This window comes from Cupriavidus sp. CP313 (genome assembly GCF_054072015.1).
In genome coordinates this window covers 255,881-271,363 of record NZ_JBSVZB010000007.1, presented here as the reverse complement: position 1 = coordinate 271,363, position 15,483 = coordinate 255,881, and the positions used below count along the sequence as shown (strand labels likewise).

The 15,483-nt window shown below is 62.6% G+C and carries 17 protein-coding genes and 1 pseudogene; 14 read left to right on the top strand and 4 right to left on the bottom strand.

Annotated features, from left to right (window positions below):
* Together ACW4E8_RS13430 and ACW4E8_RS13425 are read left to right on the top strand one after the other, a co-directional pair.
* On the top strand, positions 1 to 272 hold a 272-nt coding region (locus tag ACW4E8_RS13430; RefSeq protein ID WP_456804958.1), incomplete at its 5' end, for an integrase core domain-containing protein.
* A gap of 61 nt (positions 273 to 333) precedes the next feature.
* On the top strand, positions 334 to 855 hold the full coding sequence (locus ACW4E8_RS13425; protein ID WP_456804957.1) for a hypothetical protein: 522 nt from the start codon (positions 334 to 336) through the stop codon (positions 853 to 855).
* Positions 856 to 1,551: 696 nt separating this feature from the next.
* Here ACW4E8_RS13425 and ACW4E8_RS13420 read toward each other — a convergent pair.
* The gene (locus ACW4E8_RS13420; protein ID WP_456804956.1) at positions 1,552 to 2,595 is read right to left on the bottom strand and encodes an SGNH/GDSL hydrolase family protein; all 1,044 of its coding nucleotides are present in this window, start codon (positions 2,593 to 2,595) and stop codon (positions 1,552 to 1,554) included.
* Positions 2,596 to 3,170: 575 nt separating this feature from the next.
* On the opposite strand from ACW4E8_RS13420, the gene ACW4E8_RS13415 reads away from it, so the two are divergent.
* The 9 genes and pseudogenes from ACW4E8_RS13415 to ACW4E8_RS13375 all read left to right on the top strand — a co-directional run bounded on the left by ACW4E8_RS13415 (position 3,171) and on the right by ACW4E8_RS13375 (position 11,131).
* Positions 3,171 to 4,070, top strand: a complete 900-nt coding sequence (locus ACW4E8_RS13415; protein WP_456804955.1) for a hypothetical protein — start codon at positions 3,171 to 3,173, stop codon at positions 4,068 to 4,070.
* Between the two features lie 222 nt (positions 4,071 to 4,292).
* Entirely contained in the window at positions 4,293 to 5,231 is a 939-nt protein-coding gene (locus tag ACW4E8_RS13410) for a LysR family transcriptional regulator (protein ID WP_456804954.1), read from the top strand.
* A gap of 63 nt (positions 5,232 to 5,294) precedes the next feature.
* A complete protein-coding gene (locus ACW4E8_RS13405; RefSeq protein WP_456804953.1) occupies positions 5,295 to 6,260 on the top strand; it encodes a tripartite tricarboxylate transporter substrate binding protein in 966 nt (321 codons plus the stop codon).
* A 62-nt stretch (positions 6,261 to 6,322) separates the two neighbouring features.
* On the top strand, positions 6,323 to 7,558 hold the full coding sequence (locus ACW4E8_RS13400; RefSeq protein ID WP_456804952.1) for a CaiB/BaiF CoA transferase family protein: 1,236 nt from the start codon (positions 6,323 to 6,325) through the stop codon (positions 7,556 to 7,558).
* On the top strand, positions 7,555 to 8,370 hold the full coding sequence (locus ACW4E8_RS13395; protein ID WP_456804951.1) for an enoyl-CoA hydratase/isomerase family protein: 816 nt from the start codon (positions 7,555 to 7,557) through the stop codon (positions 8,368 to 8,370). Before ACW4E8_RS13400 ends, ACW4E8_RS13395 begins: the two co-directional genes overlap by 4 nt.
* Positions 8,371 to 8,681: 311 nt before the next feature.
* Positions 8,682 to 9,233, top strand: coding sequence for a cupin domain-containing protein (locus ACW4E8_RS13390; RefSeq protein ID WP_456804950.1), 552 nt, complete (start codon positions 8,682 to 8,684; stop codon positions 9,231 to 9,233).
* Between the two features lie 84 nt (positions 9,234 to 9,317).
* The gene (locus ACW4E8_RS13385) at positions 9,318 to 10,151 is read left to right on the top strand and encodes a transporter substrate-binding domain-containing protein (RefSeq protein ID WP_456804949.1); all 834 of its coding nucleotides are present in this window, start codon (positions 9,318 to 9,320) and stop codon (positions 10,149 to 10,151) included.
* 173 nt (positions 10,152 to 10,324) lie between these two features.
* A pseudogene (locus ACW4E8_RS13380) lies at positions 10,325 to 10,607 on the top strand (hypothetical protein).
* 2 nt (positions 10,608 to 10,609) lie between these two features.
* Positions 10,610 to 11,131 carry a helix-turn-helix transcriptional regulator gene (locus ACW4E8_RS13375; RefSeq protein ID WP_456804948.1) on the top strand — a complete coding sequence of 174 codons (522 nt, stop codon included), beginning with the start codon at positions 10,610 to 10,612 and terminating at the stop codon, positions 11,129 to 11,131.
* 39 nt (positions 11,132 to 11,170) lie between these two features.
* Here the strand turns inward: ACW4E8_RS13375 and ACW4E8_RS13370 are convergent, their stop codons facing one another.
* Both ACW4E8_RS13370 and ACW4E8_RS13365 read right to left on the bottom strand, forming a co-directional pair.
* Positions 11,171 to 11,722, bottom strand: a complete 552-nt coding sequence (locus ACW4E8_RS13370) for a DUF2726 domain-containing protein (RefSeq protein ID WP_456804947.1) — start codon at positions 11,720 to 11,722, stop codon at positions 11,171 to 11,173.
* A gap of 52 nt (positions 11,723 to 11,774) precedes the next feature.
* Entirely contained in the window at positions 11,775 to 12,533 is a 759-nt protein-coding gene (locus tag ACW4E8_RS13365) for an NYN domain-containing protein (protein ID WP_456804946.1), read from the bottom strand.
* 181 nt (positions 12,534 to 12,714) lie between these two features.
* Between ACW4E8_RS13365 and ACW4E8_RS13360 the strand changes: the two genes are divergently transcribed.
* Positions 12,715 to 12,912 carry a nuclear transport factor 2 family protein gene (locus tag ACW4E8_RS13360; RefSeq protein ID WP_456804945.1) on the top strand — a complete coding sequence of 66 codons (198 nt, stop codon included), beginning with the start codon at positions 12,715 to 12,717 and terminating at the stop codon, positions 12,910 to 12,912.
* Positions 12,848 to 13,120: a hypothetical protein gene (locus tag ACW4E8_RS13355; protein ID WP_456804944.1), complete on the top strand. Its 273-nt coding sequence runs from the start codon at positions 12,848 to 12,850 to the stop codon at positions 13,118 to 13,120. The genes ACW4E8_RS13360 and ACW4E8_RS13355 overlap by 65 nt, the downstream gene beginning before the upstream one ends.
* A 60-nt stretch (positions 13,121 to 13,180) precedes the next feature.
* Here the strand turns inward: ACW4E8_RS13355 and ACW4E8_RS13350 are convergent, their stop codons facing one another.
* A complete protein-coding gene (locus ACW4E8_RS13350) occupies positions 13,181 to 13,729 on the bottom strand; it encodes an ureidoglycolate lyase (RefSeq protein ID WP_456804943.1) in 549 nt (182 codons plus the stop codon).
* Between the two features lie 345 nt (positions 13,730 to 14,074).
* Here ACW4E8_RS13350 and ACW4E8_RS13345 point away from each other — a divergent pair, with 345 nt between their 5' ends.
* Positions 14,075 to 15,409, top strand: coding sequence for an MFS transporter (locus ACW4E8_RS13345; RefSeq protein WP_456804942.1), 1,335 nt, complete (start codon positions 14,075 to 14,077; stop codon positions 15,407 to 15,409).
* Positions 15,410 to 15,483: the final 74 nt, after the last annotated feature.

The following is a 15,483-nucleotide window of genomic DNA, read 5'->3' as shown; positions in this document are numbered from 1 at the left end:
ACACGGCCGACAAGACCAGGGCGTTTGCGTCGGCCATCGGCTTGAAGCCGCTGACCACGCCGGTCTGCAGCCCGCAGAGCAACGGGATGGCCGAGAGCTTCGTGAAGACCATGAAGCGCGACTACGTCGCCTTCATGCCCAAGCCTGATGCCGAGACGGCGGTTCGCAATCTGGCCATCGCCTTTGAGCATTACAACGAGAAGCACCCCCATAGCGCCCTGAATTACCGCTCCCCGCGGGAGTTCAGGCGTGCGATGGCCTTATCAACCTAAGGGTGTGACCGTGTCCGGGGACACGGGGGCGAATCCAGCCGTAGTGAAGAGAGTCTTTCCTTTGCTGGCAATGTTCCTTGCCATGCCCGCTTTCGCTTGTAGCCTTGGCAACCTGGAATTCAGCCCGATTTTTGAAACCGGCTTCAGCCGTCTTTCAGGCGCGGAGATGCTGCGGTTGGCTGGCTGGAGGGCGGACCTGCGCAGCAGGTTTCCCAAAGCCGGCGAGTTCTATGTCGAAGTTCCAGAGAGCAAAGCAGCGGGGGTGACGCAGCAGCTCGCGGAATCCCGGCGCGCGCACTTGATGGAGACGCTTCGGAATCTCGGCGTCGATGCGGCCGATATCAAGCTATCGACAGTGGTAAAGCGAAGCGTCGATCCGTTCCGCCTGAAAAGCGCCGGGACGAAGCGTGAGGCTATTCGATACATCAATACCGCAAGCATTGCAATCACCCCCAGATGCCCTCACGCATGCTGCACTGGGCAGGACTACCGGCATCAGGAGCAGTCGATATTCAGAGGCGGAAACCTGCCGAAAGGGACCACGAAGGCTGGTGCCCTGATTGGAAGTGAGTTGGCTAAGTGAACTTTCTCCCTCGCAAGATCGCAGATCGCTTGCTTGTCCCGATATCCCTGGTAGCCGGGATGTCGGCCGCCTTCCTGTACCCCTTTCGTCTGTCGGACGAAAACACAACAATCGATGTCATACATATGCAGTATGCCTGCGGAGAGTGCCACGTACAGTATCGGGTGCTAAAGGCTGGCGGCACGAATGGCCAGACACATGCCCGAACGTTCGGCAACGAGAGCGATACCCCGATGCGGTTTATCGGATGGGATGTCGTCGTCCTGTACAAGGGGTCTGACAAACCGCTGCTCAAATATCGGAATGTCAGCGCCGTGTCTGCCGAAGCTTGCGCAAGTCCCGTGCTTCGCCTGAGGGGGCAATTCAAACGTAAGCTGATCTACACGTTTCTCTATTCCGGAGACCGGTACGATGGCACATATTTTGATGCGCATACCGCTTCCATCGCGCCGCAAGACCACCATGGCTGTAAGGCGAATGGCGGGGCATCGATACGATAGCCGTTCATCTGCAGCGCACCGATGATCCGCCGGGCCGGTTCTCCAGTCACGCCCGACATGCTCGCGAGGTTATACGGAAAATCCGCAATTGTTTGTGCCGCGATAAGTGGGGGGCTGGGTCGAGGCTGCAATGCGTGCCGTTGTCGGTGCGCAACTAAAGCACGTGGAACGATCGATTTGCCCCCCATTCGCTCTCCTATTTGCTCGCCGCCTGCACCGCCTGCTCCACCAGCGTCGCAAACAGCGCGTGAAGATGCGTGGTCGGATGGACCTCATCAGCAAACATATAGGTCTGATCAGCGTCCGGCACCGTGTAGGTCTTCGGTGAGCAGAACAGCGAACTCACTTCGATCTCCTTGGACAGAAGCTGCAGGTTGCAGCCGGTCCCGGTATTGCTGACCTGGAATCCCTTCTCCTTGAAGTGGGCAAGGACATCGTTGATGAAGCCGAACTGATCAATGTTGATGACCTGGTTCTGGATGCCTGCAGCCTGGAGCGCGTTCGTCAACGCTGAATTGAAGGTTAACGTCATCCCGGTGAGAAGGGACCCGAGGCTGTTGTCGCTGACCCCCAACGGTGAGACGCCGATATTGCCAACATTTGAGACAACGACATGCTTTGCACCGGATTGGAGGATCTTTCCGACGATTGCCGCCAATTGCTGCGCGGCAAGCGTCACGGCCTGATCCGCGTCAGGAGCTGTCTCACTTCCTGCCGCAACTGCGCCGGCGTGGATCAGGATATCGCTGCCGCCTCCCTGGACAAGAACAAGCTGCCCGTCATTGAAGTTACCGTGCGCCGAAAGGTGGTTTTGTAGCTGCGTTGCGATCGGCACCGTCAGCGCGCCGAGTCCATTCGCCTTGAAATTGATGCCGTTAGGATCCGTTACACGGGCGCCTCCTTGTGCGTAACCCAGTCCGTCAGCGTGATTCCGCACCGGCGCCCCATAGCCACCGGTTTGCGCCGCGGTCAGCGTCCCGCCGAAGAAGTTCGCAACATCCTGGGTCCACACCTGTCCAGGGTTGGTGGTGAAGCGCCCGCCGCCGACCAGTTGTGCAACTGGCGCATAGGTTCCTACATCAGAAATGCTGTCGCCAAACGACACCACCTGGAATCGGAGAGGCGGATTGGCAGCTGGTTTGCCGTCGTCACCTCCGCCGCAGGCGGCGAACAGTGCCACAGCGACACATAGAAGCCCTGAGCGGACGAAATCGAAAAGGGATTGATGGCGTGCTTTCATAGGAACCGTCCAATGGTAGGTGCCCCAGTCGTTCGCGCCCATCAAGACGCCAATGGAGTGAAACGCGCTTGTATGACGTAACAGACAAAGAAACGGCCCCTTTGCTGTCAGTCAGAAAAGTCTTTATGCGCGCTTGCTCGACTTCCCGGGCCCGGCACCGCAGCCTTGACAGTTGCCTTGTCACTAGTGGGCAATCGAACTCTGTTTAGTACAAAGCTATTGGGTTTCACGAGAAAGGCAAGTGGAATAGAAGCAGGCAGCGGCCAGGGCATTGCGAGCCACAGGCGCTTGCCCGACGACTGCTAAACGCCGTGTTCAGGTGGAACCCCGGCTGCCACCTGGGACGCTCGATGCGCCGTGTAAATAATGCTCGCTGCACGTGCGAGATGTTTCATGACTGAAGCATTGTTAATTCCGTGCAGACCAGACTTCAATCGCAATGACTTGGTATTGCCCTGGCAGCGCCTACGATTTCTTTCAACGACAAGCAAGCGGCGTGGGCCAGCCTGTTGCTGATGGCAGCGCCACGCGCTGGGCGGGTCGGGAAAGTGGTCGAGAGTAGAGCGAGATGTGCGATGCCGGGATCAGCTGAACGCCCCAACCGACTCAAGCCGGTGCAGTCCTTTGAGATGATGCGCGAAGGCGCGCCGATGCTCGGCGACTTCGGCCTGCAATGCTTGGCCCAGGGGGACTCCTGGTTCTCCATTAATACGTTGAGGCCGTTTAGCGGCTCAAATTTGCTGATGAACATGTGGCTGTCGCGCAGCGCCATCGCCGTGGATTGCGCAGATCCTGGCGATACCCTGGCGCATATGCTCGACAGCCGCCAGGATCCCCTGTTCTACAGTTTCCTTGTCGGTCCGCACGACCACGCCTGGAGCGTCATCCTGTTGTCCGGTGGCGGCAATGACCTGATCGACGCCATCCAGACCACGCCGACCGATGCCAACGGCCATCGCAGGCCGCCCAACGACAGACTGCTGCTGACGGAAGATGAATGGGATGGCCCTGACGCGATCAGTACATTTATCTCCCGACCCGGCTGGATTGCATTCACACGGTATATGCTGGACCAGTACCGAGCCCTGGATTTCTTGCGCCGGATCAGCGCGCAGAACCAGAACACGCCGATTATCACGCACACCTACGACTACGCCACGCCGCGCGACAGCGGTGCGGGGCTGGGCCGTGGGCCATGGTTGTTTCCGGCGCTGCAGGTTTATGGCATTCCCGAGGATGATTGGATTGCCCTGGCCAATGAATTCACCGACCGACTTGCCGATGACGTCATTCGCCAGGCCGGCATCCCGAATTTTCATGTGGCCGACACGCGCGACACGCTGGTCCCGGCCGGGACCGATGACGATGGCGCCACGGCGGACTGGGAGAACGAGATTCACCCGACTGCGGACGGCTACGGAAAGCTCGGGGTAAAGTTCGTCGACAAGATCGCCGAGGTTCTCCATATTCCCTGAGCGAAAGCTCACAGTTCCACCGTCGACGCGTGGTCTGGTCTGCCAGTCACGCCGGACACCCTCGCGAGGGTTGCGCGGGAAACCCGCAGTTGCTGACGCCGCTTGATAAGTGGAGAATCAGATGGCGCGCGGTACCGCATTCCAAGGCGCCCGTAACGGTTTCCTCTTCCCTCAATCCGTAGCTCGCCCCCTGCGACGACGCCTGCATAAGCGCCGACCATCGTGACGTCCTCACCCCCCTTGCGCACCACCCGCCTGCACTTTGACCTCACCACCGTCCAGCTTTTCATCGCCGTGGCCGACGCCGGCAGCATTACCCGTGGCGCGGAGCGTCTCCATCTGGCCCCCGCTGCCGCGTCAAGACGCGTGCTCGAACTGGAAGCCCAACTAGGCGTCTCCCTCTTCGAACGCCTCCCGCACGGCATGGCCCTGACCGAAGCCGGCCGCGCACTGCTGGCCCATGCCCGCGGCATCACCCACACCGTCCAGCGCATGCAGGACGACGCCGCCTCCTTCGTCGGCGGCGACCTGGGCGTAGTGCGGGTAGCAGCGCCCAAATCCGCAGTCATCCAGTTCCTCCCCTTCGACATCCAGCGCTGCGCCACCGCCTGCCCTGGCGTGCGCATCGACCTGCAGGAAATGAACAGCGCGGAAGTCCAGCAGTCGCTGCGCCGCGGCACCGTAGACATCGGCATTTACGACGGCAGCCTGGGTGTGATCGACCTGCCGACCAAGCCCTATCGGAATGACGAACTGGTGCTGGTGGTGGCGCGCGGCCATGCGTTGGCGCGGCGCCGCAAGGTCACGCCGGACGACGTGCTGGACTGCGACCTGATCGTGCTCAGCGAGAGCTCGGCGATCTCGATCGTGCTGGAGCGGCTGGCGGAGGAGGCCGGCCGCGTGCTGCGCATGCGCATGCGCGTGGGCGGTTTCGACAGCATGGCCGCGCTGGTGGCGCAGAACCTGGGCGGCGGGGTGATGCCGGAGGCGATTGCGCGTGAGGTGGCGGGCGGCAGCCGCTTTGTGCGGCTGCCCATTGCCGCGCCCTGGGCGCAGCGGCAGTTTGTGCTGTGCCATCGGCCCCATGGGGCACTTTCCTCGGCTGCGGTCAGCGTGCTGGCGGTGCTTGCGCAAAACGCGAAACCAGAATCCCCCAAATAGCGATAGCCCGCGGCAAGTGCATTGCGGATGATGGCTCCATAACTACCAGGACGGAGACACGCAATGCAGCGCAGACAATTCATTCTGGCGGCAGCGGCCGGGCTGGCGATACCCAGCCTGGTGCGCGCCGCCGACATCGCCGGCCCGGTGCGCATTGTGGTGGGCTTCGCCCCCGGCGGCGGCACGGATGTGCTGGCACGCGTGATCGGGCAGAAGCTGGGGGTCATGTGGAACACCAGCGTGCTGGTGGAGAACAAGCCCGGCGCTACCGGCGCCATCGCCGCCGCCTATGTGGCCAAGCAGCCGCCTGACGGCACTACCTTGCTGATGGCGCATGTGAACAGCCACGCGATCGCCCCGGCGCTGCTGGACGTCAAGTACGACCCGCGCACCGACTTCACGCCGATTTCGATGGTGGGCGTCACGCCCAATATGCTGACCTGCCGTCCGGAACAGAAGGTGCGCAGCGTTTCGGACATCGTGGCGCTGTGCCGGCAGAAGCCGGGGAAGATCTCCTTTGGTTCGTCCGGCATCGGTTCGGCGCAGCACCTGGCGCTGGAGATGTTCCGGTTGCAGGCCAGGCTCGACGTGGTGCACGTGCCTTACAAGGGCTCGGGCCCGCTGGTGGCGGACCTGATCGGCGGCCAGATCGACTATGCGTTCGACACCATGACCGCCGCCACCCCTTTTATCCAGCAAGGCAAGGTGATTGCGATCGCGCAGACCCGCCTGAAGCGCGCGGCCAGCCACCCCAATGTGCCAACGCTGGCGGAGTCCGGCTTCCCCGGGCTGGATGCGGCATCGTGGTACGGCCTGGTGGGCCCGAAGAACATGCCGCCGGCGCTGGTGCAGCGCATGAACGCGGACGTCAACCGCGTGCTGGCCATGCCCGATGTTGCCGAGCGGCTCAAGAGCTTTGGCGCCGAGGACTCCGGCGGCACCAACCAGCAGTTCGGCGCATTCATCGCCTCTGAGTCCACCAAGTGGGCGAAGGTCGTGAAGGACGCCGGCGTGAAGGCTGAGAGCTGATGGACGAGAAGCGACGCACCCGCGCACGCCGCCCCGTCAATTTATCCAGGATGAAGCACCTCATGACAGATTTCCGCGACTCGGGCGCACAGGCGCCTGCCTCCACCTTGCCGCTGGCCGGCGTGCGCGTGCTCGACGTCAGCCAGGTCATGGCCGGGCCCTACGCCTGCATGCTGCTGGCCGACCTCGGCGCCGATGTGATCAAGATCGAACCGCCTGAGGGAGGCGACCAAACGCGCAGCGCCATGGGTTTCAAGATGAAGGGGCCGGACAGCATGGGCTTCCTCAACATGAACCGGAACAAGCGCAGCGTCACGCTGGATCTGAAGACCGATTCCGGCAGGCAGGTGCTCTATCGCCTCGCGGAAACGGCTGACATCCTGGTAGAGAACTACCGCCCCGGCGTGATGAAACGGCTGGGGATCGACTATGAGACCCTCGCCAAGATCAATCCGAAGCTGGTCTATGTCAGCATTTCGGGCTTTGGCCAGACCGGCCCGTGGGCCGGGCGGCCGGGCTTTGACCTGATGGCGCAGGCCATGTCGGGCGTGATGAGCGTCACCGGTTACCCGGGTGGCGCGCCGGTGAAGGCGGGCGTACCGGTGGCCGATATCGGCTGCGCGCTGTTCGCGACCTACGGCATGCTGTCTGCCTACATCGGCGCCAAGGAGACGGGCAAGGGGCAATATGTCGATGCATCGCTGTTCGATTCCGCGCTGGCGTTCTCGGTATGGGACACCTGCGAATACTGGGGCACGGGCCGGGAGCCCGAGCCGCTGGGCACGGCCAACCGCATGAGCGCGCCTTACCAGGCGATGAAGTCCGCCGATGGCTACTTCGTCATGGGGGCCACCAACCAGAAGCTGTGGCAACTGCTATGCAACACGCTCGACCGGCCCGACCTGCTGGCGGACGAGCGCTTTGCCACCGTGGCGCTGCGGCTGGCCAACCGGCAGGCACTGATCGCGATGCTGGAGGAGAGCTTCGTCAAGGAGAGCAGCGATTACTGGATCGAACGCCTGCTCGGCGTCGGCATCCCGGCCGGGCCGATCCTGACCTACCCGCAGGCCTTCGACAGCGAGCACGGCCGCCACCGGCAGATGCGCATCGAAATCGATCATCCGATCGAGGGCAAGGTGCCCAATATCGGCTTCGCGGTGAAGATGGGCGGCACGCCCCAGCAGGTACGGCGCCCGCCGCCGCTGCTTGGCCAGCACACGGAAGAAATCCTGGTCGAGCTGGGCATCTCGAAGGACGAACAGCAGTCGCTGGCTGTAGCCGGCGCATTCGGAGCATGAAGGCCGCGCTGCCGCCGGAGGGCGGTCCCGGCACCGACGGACAGGTCACGCTCACGATGCAAGGGCAGGTCGCAACGCTGACGTTCGACCGTCCGGCCGCGCGCAATGCGATGACGTGGGCCATGTACGAGCAACTCGCCACGCATTGCCGCACGCTTGCGGCGCAAGGCAATGTGGGTGCGCGTGTGGTGGTGCTGCGCGGCGCGGGCGGCGAGGCCTTTGTTGCAGGTACTGACATTGCGCAGTTCCAGCAGTTCTCCAGCGGCGAGGACGGGGTTGCCTACGAAGCGCGTATCGACGAAGGCATCCGCCTGGTCGAGCAACTGCCGATGCCAACGGTGGCGGTTATCGAAGGCTGGGCGGTGGGCGGCGGCCTGGCCATCGCTACTGCCTGCGACTTCCGTGTCGCTACTCCCAAGGCCCGCTTTGGTGTGCCGATTGCCCGCACGCTGGGTAATACGCTGTCGGCGCTGAATCTTGCCAAGTTACGCGCGGCCTGGGGACTGCAGCCGGTGCGACGCATGCTGCTGCTGGCGCAGATCCTCGACGCCGATGCTGCGCTGGCGTGCGGGTTTCTTGAGGGTGTTTATGCCGCCGAGGCGCTTGAGGCCGAGGTCGCTTCCCTATGCGACCGGCTTGGTGCGCTGGCGCCTGTCACGCAGACGGTCGTTAAAGAGGCGCTGCGGCGCCAGACCGTGCAGTCGGTGGCCGACACGGACGATCTGGTGCGCTTGTGCTATGGCAGTAGCGACTTTCGTGAAGGCGTGGATGCGTTTGTGGGCCGGCGGTCGCCGGTGTGGAAGGGCAGTTGAAAGTCGGGGCCTCGTACGCTAGCCGCCGGTGTTTCACAACTGAAACGATCTGGCCGATTTACCGCGCAACCGACACACCGCGCGAGCGTCACGCGCCCGCCCGTCAGCCTCCCACCACGGTTGGCCCGCGATATGCATCACATTGTTGCTTTGGGCGATGAAGACGCTCGAGCCTGCATGCCTGAACCTGTGCCATGCAGTGGATGTCTCCAGCGCAGCTGGTGGCGGAATCGGGTGCCAGATGGCATCAATGCGGTCTGTGCCGTCGCCGCTCCGGCTGTCTGGTTGCCGTCTCAGGAAAGGAGCGCGCTATGAAAAACAAGCTTCCCCCGATTGCCACACTGGCCTTCGGCGTCTGCCTGACGATGTCTGCGGCATTGGCTGCCCCGCCGGGCAGCATGATCATGGTCACCGCCGAAGAGGTCAAATGGGCGGACCTGCCACTGATACCGGGTGCCAAACTTGCTGTCCTCGAGGGGCAGTTGGACAAGAAAGGGCCGTTCACGGCCCGGATCAAGCTGCCCGCGGATGCGAAGGTGGCGGCGCACTGGCACCCAGGCGTGGAGCGGGTGACCGTGCTTTCCGGGACGTTCAACTATGGCATGGGCGACAAGCTCGACGCGGAAAAGACCTCGCCGCTCGGCCCCGGCAGCCTGATTGTCATGCCACCCAAGATGCGCCACTTTGGCTGGACTAAGGAGGAAACCGTTATCCAGATCAACCCCGGCAGCCTGATTGTCATGCCACCCAAGATGCGCCACTTTGGCTGGACTAAGGAGGAAACCGTTATCCAGATCAATGCGGCGGGGCCTTGGGCTTTCAACTTCGTCAACCCGGCTGATGATCCCAGGAAGAAGAAGTGATGCCTGGTGCGGGGCTATGGATGGCTCAAAGCGGTGCAAGCTGCGGGCAGGACCATAGCAGGCATCGGACGTGGCAAATACCTGATGGAGAGGGCGGTTGCTTGCGGCAATTGCCATAACATGCGCGCGATTCAATGGCTGGCGGTAATCCTTGCACTTGTACTCGCTGGCTGTGGCGGAACCCGGACGACACCCACGCCTGATGCGCGGAGCGCATTGGCGCCGACGGGGAAACTCCGCGTCGGATTCATATCGGGATCCCCGATCCATGCGACGAAGGATGCTGCGTCAGGGGAGTTCAGAGGCGTTGCCGTTGACCTCGGTAAAGAAATGGCGCGGCGTCTCGGCGTTTCGTTCGAGCCCGTTGCCTACACTTCAGTCCCGGCGTTGATCGCCGGCGCAAAAACCGGGGAGTGGGATGTTGCCACAATGGGAATCAGTGCCGAGCGCGCGTCGGTCGTGGACTTTACCGCGCCATACATGGAGGTCGAGTTCAGCTACCTCGTTCCGCAGGGTTCGCGCATCACCACCCTGGCGGACGTCGACAGGCCCGGTGTCCGGATTGGCGTGGTGGAAAAGAGCTCGCCGGATGCCTATCTTGCCAGCACCATACGGAGTGCGACGCTGGTTCAGTCTTCAACCATTGCAGACATGGTTGAGTCGCTGCGGGCCGAAAGGGCAGATGTCATTTTCGGAACCAAGGCAGGCATGCACAGCCAGGCCGAGAAACTCGCGGGTTCGCGCCTGCTAGAGGGCCGGTCCGGCGGGGAGAAGGCCGGGATGGCAACGCCGAAAGGACGGGATTACAGCGCTGCCTACGCGCACAAGTTTGTCGAGAGCGCGAAATCCGAAGGCCTGGTTGAGGCGGCGATCGAACGCGCCGCGTTGCGCGGAGTCGTTGTCACCCCGCGTGAATAGTGCGCCCTGACACCTGCATCACCCGGCTACGACTTCGTTTCCGCCGATTCCAGAGTCCTCTCAACGCCCGCTCGGGGCAGTCCAAACACAATTCTCCGATCCACTCGGATTGTGCTTATTTTTTGGTTGTCACTTGACAACCAATCATTGCGCATCTAGTCTCGGAGACACGAATGACCCGCGCCAGGCACCCAAAGAAGGAGATTGAAGCCGCACTCAGGCATGTAGAGCTGCATGGCTGGCGTGTCGAGCAGGCGAAGGGCAACGGTCATGCTTGGGGCGCATCTACTGCCCCGACAACGCAAGGAATGCCGCTGCGGCGAGTTCTGTGTATCTAGCGTCTGGAGCACGCCGAAGAATCCGGGCAACCACGCCAATGCCATCCGGCGGATCGTGGACAACTGCTCGCATCAGCGGGAAGTGACAACGCTGCGCGTACTGCACCTCAGGACCTGACCATGGAATACGCCTTCACCCTGAAGTTTCACCTGTCGCAGGCGGACAGCGATACCGATGCGCTGGTCGAACGCCTGGCCGAGGCGGGGTGTGATGACGCGCTGGTGGGCACCGGCCTGCCGGGCCGCGTGGCGCTGGCGTTTGTCCGCGAGGCAGAGTCGGCGCGGGCGGCCATTGTGAGTGCCCTGGCCGATGCCCGCCGTGCCATGCCGTCGGCCACGCTGATCGAGGCGGCGCCCGACCTGGTGGGGCTGACGGATATTGCCGAGATGGTTGGTGTGTCTCGCCAGAACATGCGCAAGCTGATGCTTGGCTATCCGAAGTCCTTCCCGGTACCGGTGCATGAAGGCAACAGTTCGCTGTGGCGTTTGCTGGATGTGCTGGAGTGGCTGCGGCAGCGGGAGTACGATATTGAGCCGGCGCTCATGGAAATCGCAGCCGCGGCCAAACAGGTCAATCTCGCCAGGTGCGCCAGCCAGCTGGCGCCTGCGATGCAACGCGAGTTGCGGGGATTGGTGGCATAGCGGGATAGGGCGCTTTGGGGCGGCGCCACAAGAAGCGTTTCACGTACTAGTCCCACCCGCCCGCAGTTTCCCATCCGATGGCGTTGTCGGCGTTATTTTTGGCTGGGCAGGGGTGGTAGCGATTGTCGCGTAGTCCCGCAGGATCACAGTGAAATCGACATCTTTTGAGTCGTACCGCTTGATCGGAATACCGGCGGAGGCCAGTACATCATTCTTCTGCTTGTCCCGCCTCTGGGCCGCTGCACTTCTGTGCGAAGCACCGTCCAGTTCGATGACGTATAGCGGTCGCATTGTGTTGCGCTCGCAGACGAGATAGTCGACGTACTTCTGTGCGAAGAGATTCCGGGCTGCCTGTGATTTTCCCCTGTGTTGTACAAAGGCCGACATGGCAACCTGCGGAAACACGTGAGCGTCTTTCAACGCTGCCGATAGCCGTATGTAAAGTTGAATCTCATCTTGCCTCAGGAACGGCGTCCGGCGCGCGAATTCGAAGCCTTTCGCCGTGCCGGGACCATTGGTTTTTGCCTTGAGTATGGTGAGAGCCAGGAAGACCAGCGCAAACATGAGCGCCAGCGCAAACAATGCCTTCATGCGGACCCCTGCTGATTTGTTGTTGTTTTGGCAATTGCCGGACTGAATGGATTTATGGCTCTTGCATTTCGGCTCTGGGCTTGAGGCTGACCCAGAGTCCCGAGCCGTTCTGCTGATTCAGGACGAGGTCGGGATAGGTCCGGACCAGGTCGGACAAGGCCGCGTGCCCGTAAGCCTTGGGGGAAAATCCTGGATCCGTGCGCTTAAGGTATTGGCCCAATGCGCCCAATCCGACCCAACCGTCCGGGGTGCCACTCGCGAGTAGTGTGACGGCATTGATCAGCGATTTCGGACGCTTCTTTGGGGACGGTTTGGGTGGTGTTGCTGCAGGCTTGGGCTTGGACAAATCCACCGGCTCGGGTACCGGCTCCGGCGGCGTCCATTCGAAGAACTGGTCGCTGGCATTACGCAATGCCGCGGGCGTCTTGGTTTCGCCGACGATATGTACTGTGGCGCCACGCTCCCGAAGCTTGCGGCAGAGGTAAGCAAAATCCGAGTCGCTGGTGACCAGGCAGAACGTATCCGCACGCTCGTCGAACATGGCCTCCAGCGCATCAAGTGCCAATGCTATGTCGGCGGTGTTCTTGCCCGAGGCATACTGATACTGGAGGCAAGGGGTGAAGGCCAGGCGCACCAGGGCGTCTTGCCATTTGTTCGCCAGTGTGGCGTGGTTCCCGTACCCCCTGCGCAACACCACGCGCCCAAACTGCGCGACGACACGCAGCGCGTGTTCAAGAATCTCCGGTGTCGTATTGTCGCAATCCACCAGCACCGCAACCTTGGTATCGGCTGTCTCCACCTGGCTTGCCATATGCGCCTTCCGGTTCAATGTGAATTCGCATCATCGCGCTCGCTAGCATCCTCAAGTATCCCCTCTCTGGTGGGGGCTTCCCCACCCCATCCTTTTCGGGTGGTGGTACGAACCCCGGCCCTTGACCAAGATGCCAGGACAACCGCCCTAGCCGGCGACCATAACCAGAAGCGGAGACAAGATGGCCGAATCAGATGTGAAAGGAGTCATGGGCGAATTCTTCGCCGCCTTTGCCAGCGCAGACATGGCGCGCATCGCTGCATGCCTGGATGATGAGTTCATCTGGACGCTGCCCACCGGAGAATCCGACCCACATGGCCTGGTTGTGCGCGGCAAGGCCGCCGCCCGCCACGGACTACCTGAAGCAGCGCTTCTTTGAAGACAAGGCCAATGCGCCGGTGCTGTCGGACGTCAAGCTTGAGTACAGCGGTGATTTGGCCATCATGCGCTTCCGCGTGCGGGTGCCGGCCAGCGCCGGGAAGAAGAAGGTGGACGCAGCCGGGCTGGAGGTCTACCGGGTGGTGAATGGCAAGATCCGCTCGAAGGAGGCCTACTGGAAGCAGGTCTCCTGGCCGGACGCCAAGTAACCTCGACGGGCTGCAACGGCCCTAGTGCAACCGCAGCCTGTCGCTGTTGCTTCCACACACTCACGCGGCGTGTAGCGCCGGCGGGAGTTCCAGCAGCAACGGCTGCGCCAGCGTGCGCTCCTCGCAGTTGTTGCCATCCCCACCGCGATCGATCACGGCAAAGCGCGCCGGCGCGCCCACGGCCAGCAGCATGTGATGCCAGACGCCGCGGCGGTAGTTGACGCCCTGCCGCCCGTTGGTGATGAAGGCGCACAGCGAGGCGGGATCCAGCACGTCACCAGCCGGCGCCACCACTACCACGAAGGGCTGCTCCGATAGCGGGATAAAGGCCTGGCTGCCGAGCGGATGGCGTTCCAGCATTGCGATCTCCAGTGGATACGCGTAGGGCTTGGCCTCGAACAGGTTGATCAGGGCCCGGCCACCTTCCAATTCCACGGCAGCCAGGTCATGGTGCCGCGTGACCATGCCACCGTTGATCGGAAAGGCGCCGGGGTCGCCGGCGGCGCGCGCCTCGATCACGTCACCGAAGGGCGCAAAGGCGGCCGCGCTCAGCGGCTGCGGATGCAGGCGCACCATGGCTGATGCCATGGGCGGGGGCGTGGTTTCCATCAAAGTCTCCTAACTGAAGGTCGGCCGGCAAGCGGCTGGCTGCCCTGTGGCATGCATCATATGGGCCAGCCTCAACTGGTCTGACCAGTTGGGCCGGATTTTGCAGCAAGTCTCGATTCCGCACAAGCGGCGGATGTTGGTGCGATCCTCCCCCCATTCGGACATTCTCGCCGAAATCGGCCTGCAGATACGGGCTTTCCCCAGTCCAATCGCTCCTTGACACCGGCAGGGTGCCTCCCTACCATTCGGCATCTACTGGTCAGACCGGTATGACGATATGGCGTCGTGCCGGATGCAATCCAGGCTTTGCCACGCCGATGACTCGAACAAACCAAGGAGACTTCCATGATTCCGACTGAAACCGCCCATGCCGGGCCGGATGCCATTTCCGTGCCGCAGGCGCAGGCACAGGCCAGGGAGGACGCGGTGTACCGCAAGGTGGCCTGGCGGCTGCTGCCGTTCCTGATGCTGTGCTACGTGGTGGCCTACCTGGATCGGGTCAACGTGGGCTTTGCCAAGCTGAGCATGCTGGCTGACCTGCAGTTCAGCGAAGCGGTCTACGGGCTGGGTGCGGGGCTGTTCTTTATCGGCTACTTCTTCTTCGAGGTGCCCAGCAACCTGCTGATGCACCGCATCGGCGCCAAGGCCACCATCTCGCGCATCATGATCCTGTGGAGCCTGATCTCAGCGGCGATGATGTTCGTGCAGACCAGCACGCAGTTCTATGTGCTGCGCTTCCTGCTGGGCGCGGCGGAGGCGGGCTTCTATCCCGGCATGATCCTGTACCTGACGTACTGGTTCCCGTCGCACCGGCGCGCGCGCATGGTGGCGCTGTTCATGGCGGCGATTCCGATCTCGGGCATCTTTGGCGGGCCGCTGTCGGGCTGGGTGATGGAGGCCATGAACGGCGTCAACGGCCTGCGCGGCTGGCAGTGGATGTTCGTGATCGAGGCCGTGCCGTCGCTGCTGGTGGGCGTGGCCGTGCTCTGGTACCTGGACAACAACATCCAGTCGGCGCGCTGGCTGACGGCCGATGAAAAGGCGCTGCTGGAGCGCAATATCGCCGCCGAGAATGCGCAGAAGTCCGCCCATATGTCGCTGCGCACGCTGGTGACGGACCCGCGCGTGCTGAAGATGACGATGATCTGCTTCTGCACGGTGATGGGCCAGTACGGGCTGACCTTCTGGCTGCCCACGCTGATCAAGCAGACCGGCGTGAAAAGCGTGCTGGACGTGGGTTTGCTGACCGCGATCCCGTTTGGCGTGGCGGTGTGTTCGATGATCCTGGTCAGCCGCAGCTCTGACCGCATGCGCGAGCGCCGCTGGCACCTGATCGTGCCGTTCTGCTGCGCGGCCACGGGCCTGGTGCTTAGCGCGGTCTTCAGCCATAACACTGCGCTGTCGCTGGCCGCATTGGCGCTGGCCGCCGGCGGCAGCCTGGCTACCTCGCCGCTGTTCTGGAGCCTGCCGACGTCCATCCTGTCGGGCGTGGGCGCGGCGGCGGGCATTGCGCTGATCAACTCGTTCGCCAACCTGGCCGGCTTTATCAGCCCGTACATGATCGGCCTGATCAAGGATGCCACCCAGAGCACGGATGCCGCGATGTTCGTGCTGGCGGCGGTGCTGCTGTGCGGCGCGCTGCTGACCTATTCGGTGCCGGCCAGGCTGGTCAACAAGTAAGGGGCGGGGCAGGCCGGTTTGTCGGCTAGAATTTCCGGCAACCGGCTTCGCGCCCCTTGCGCGTCACCTCTTAC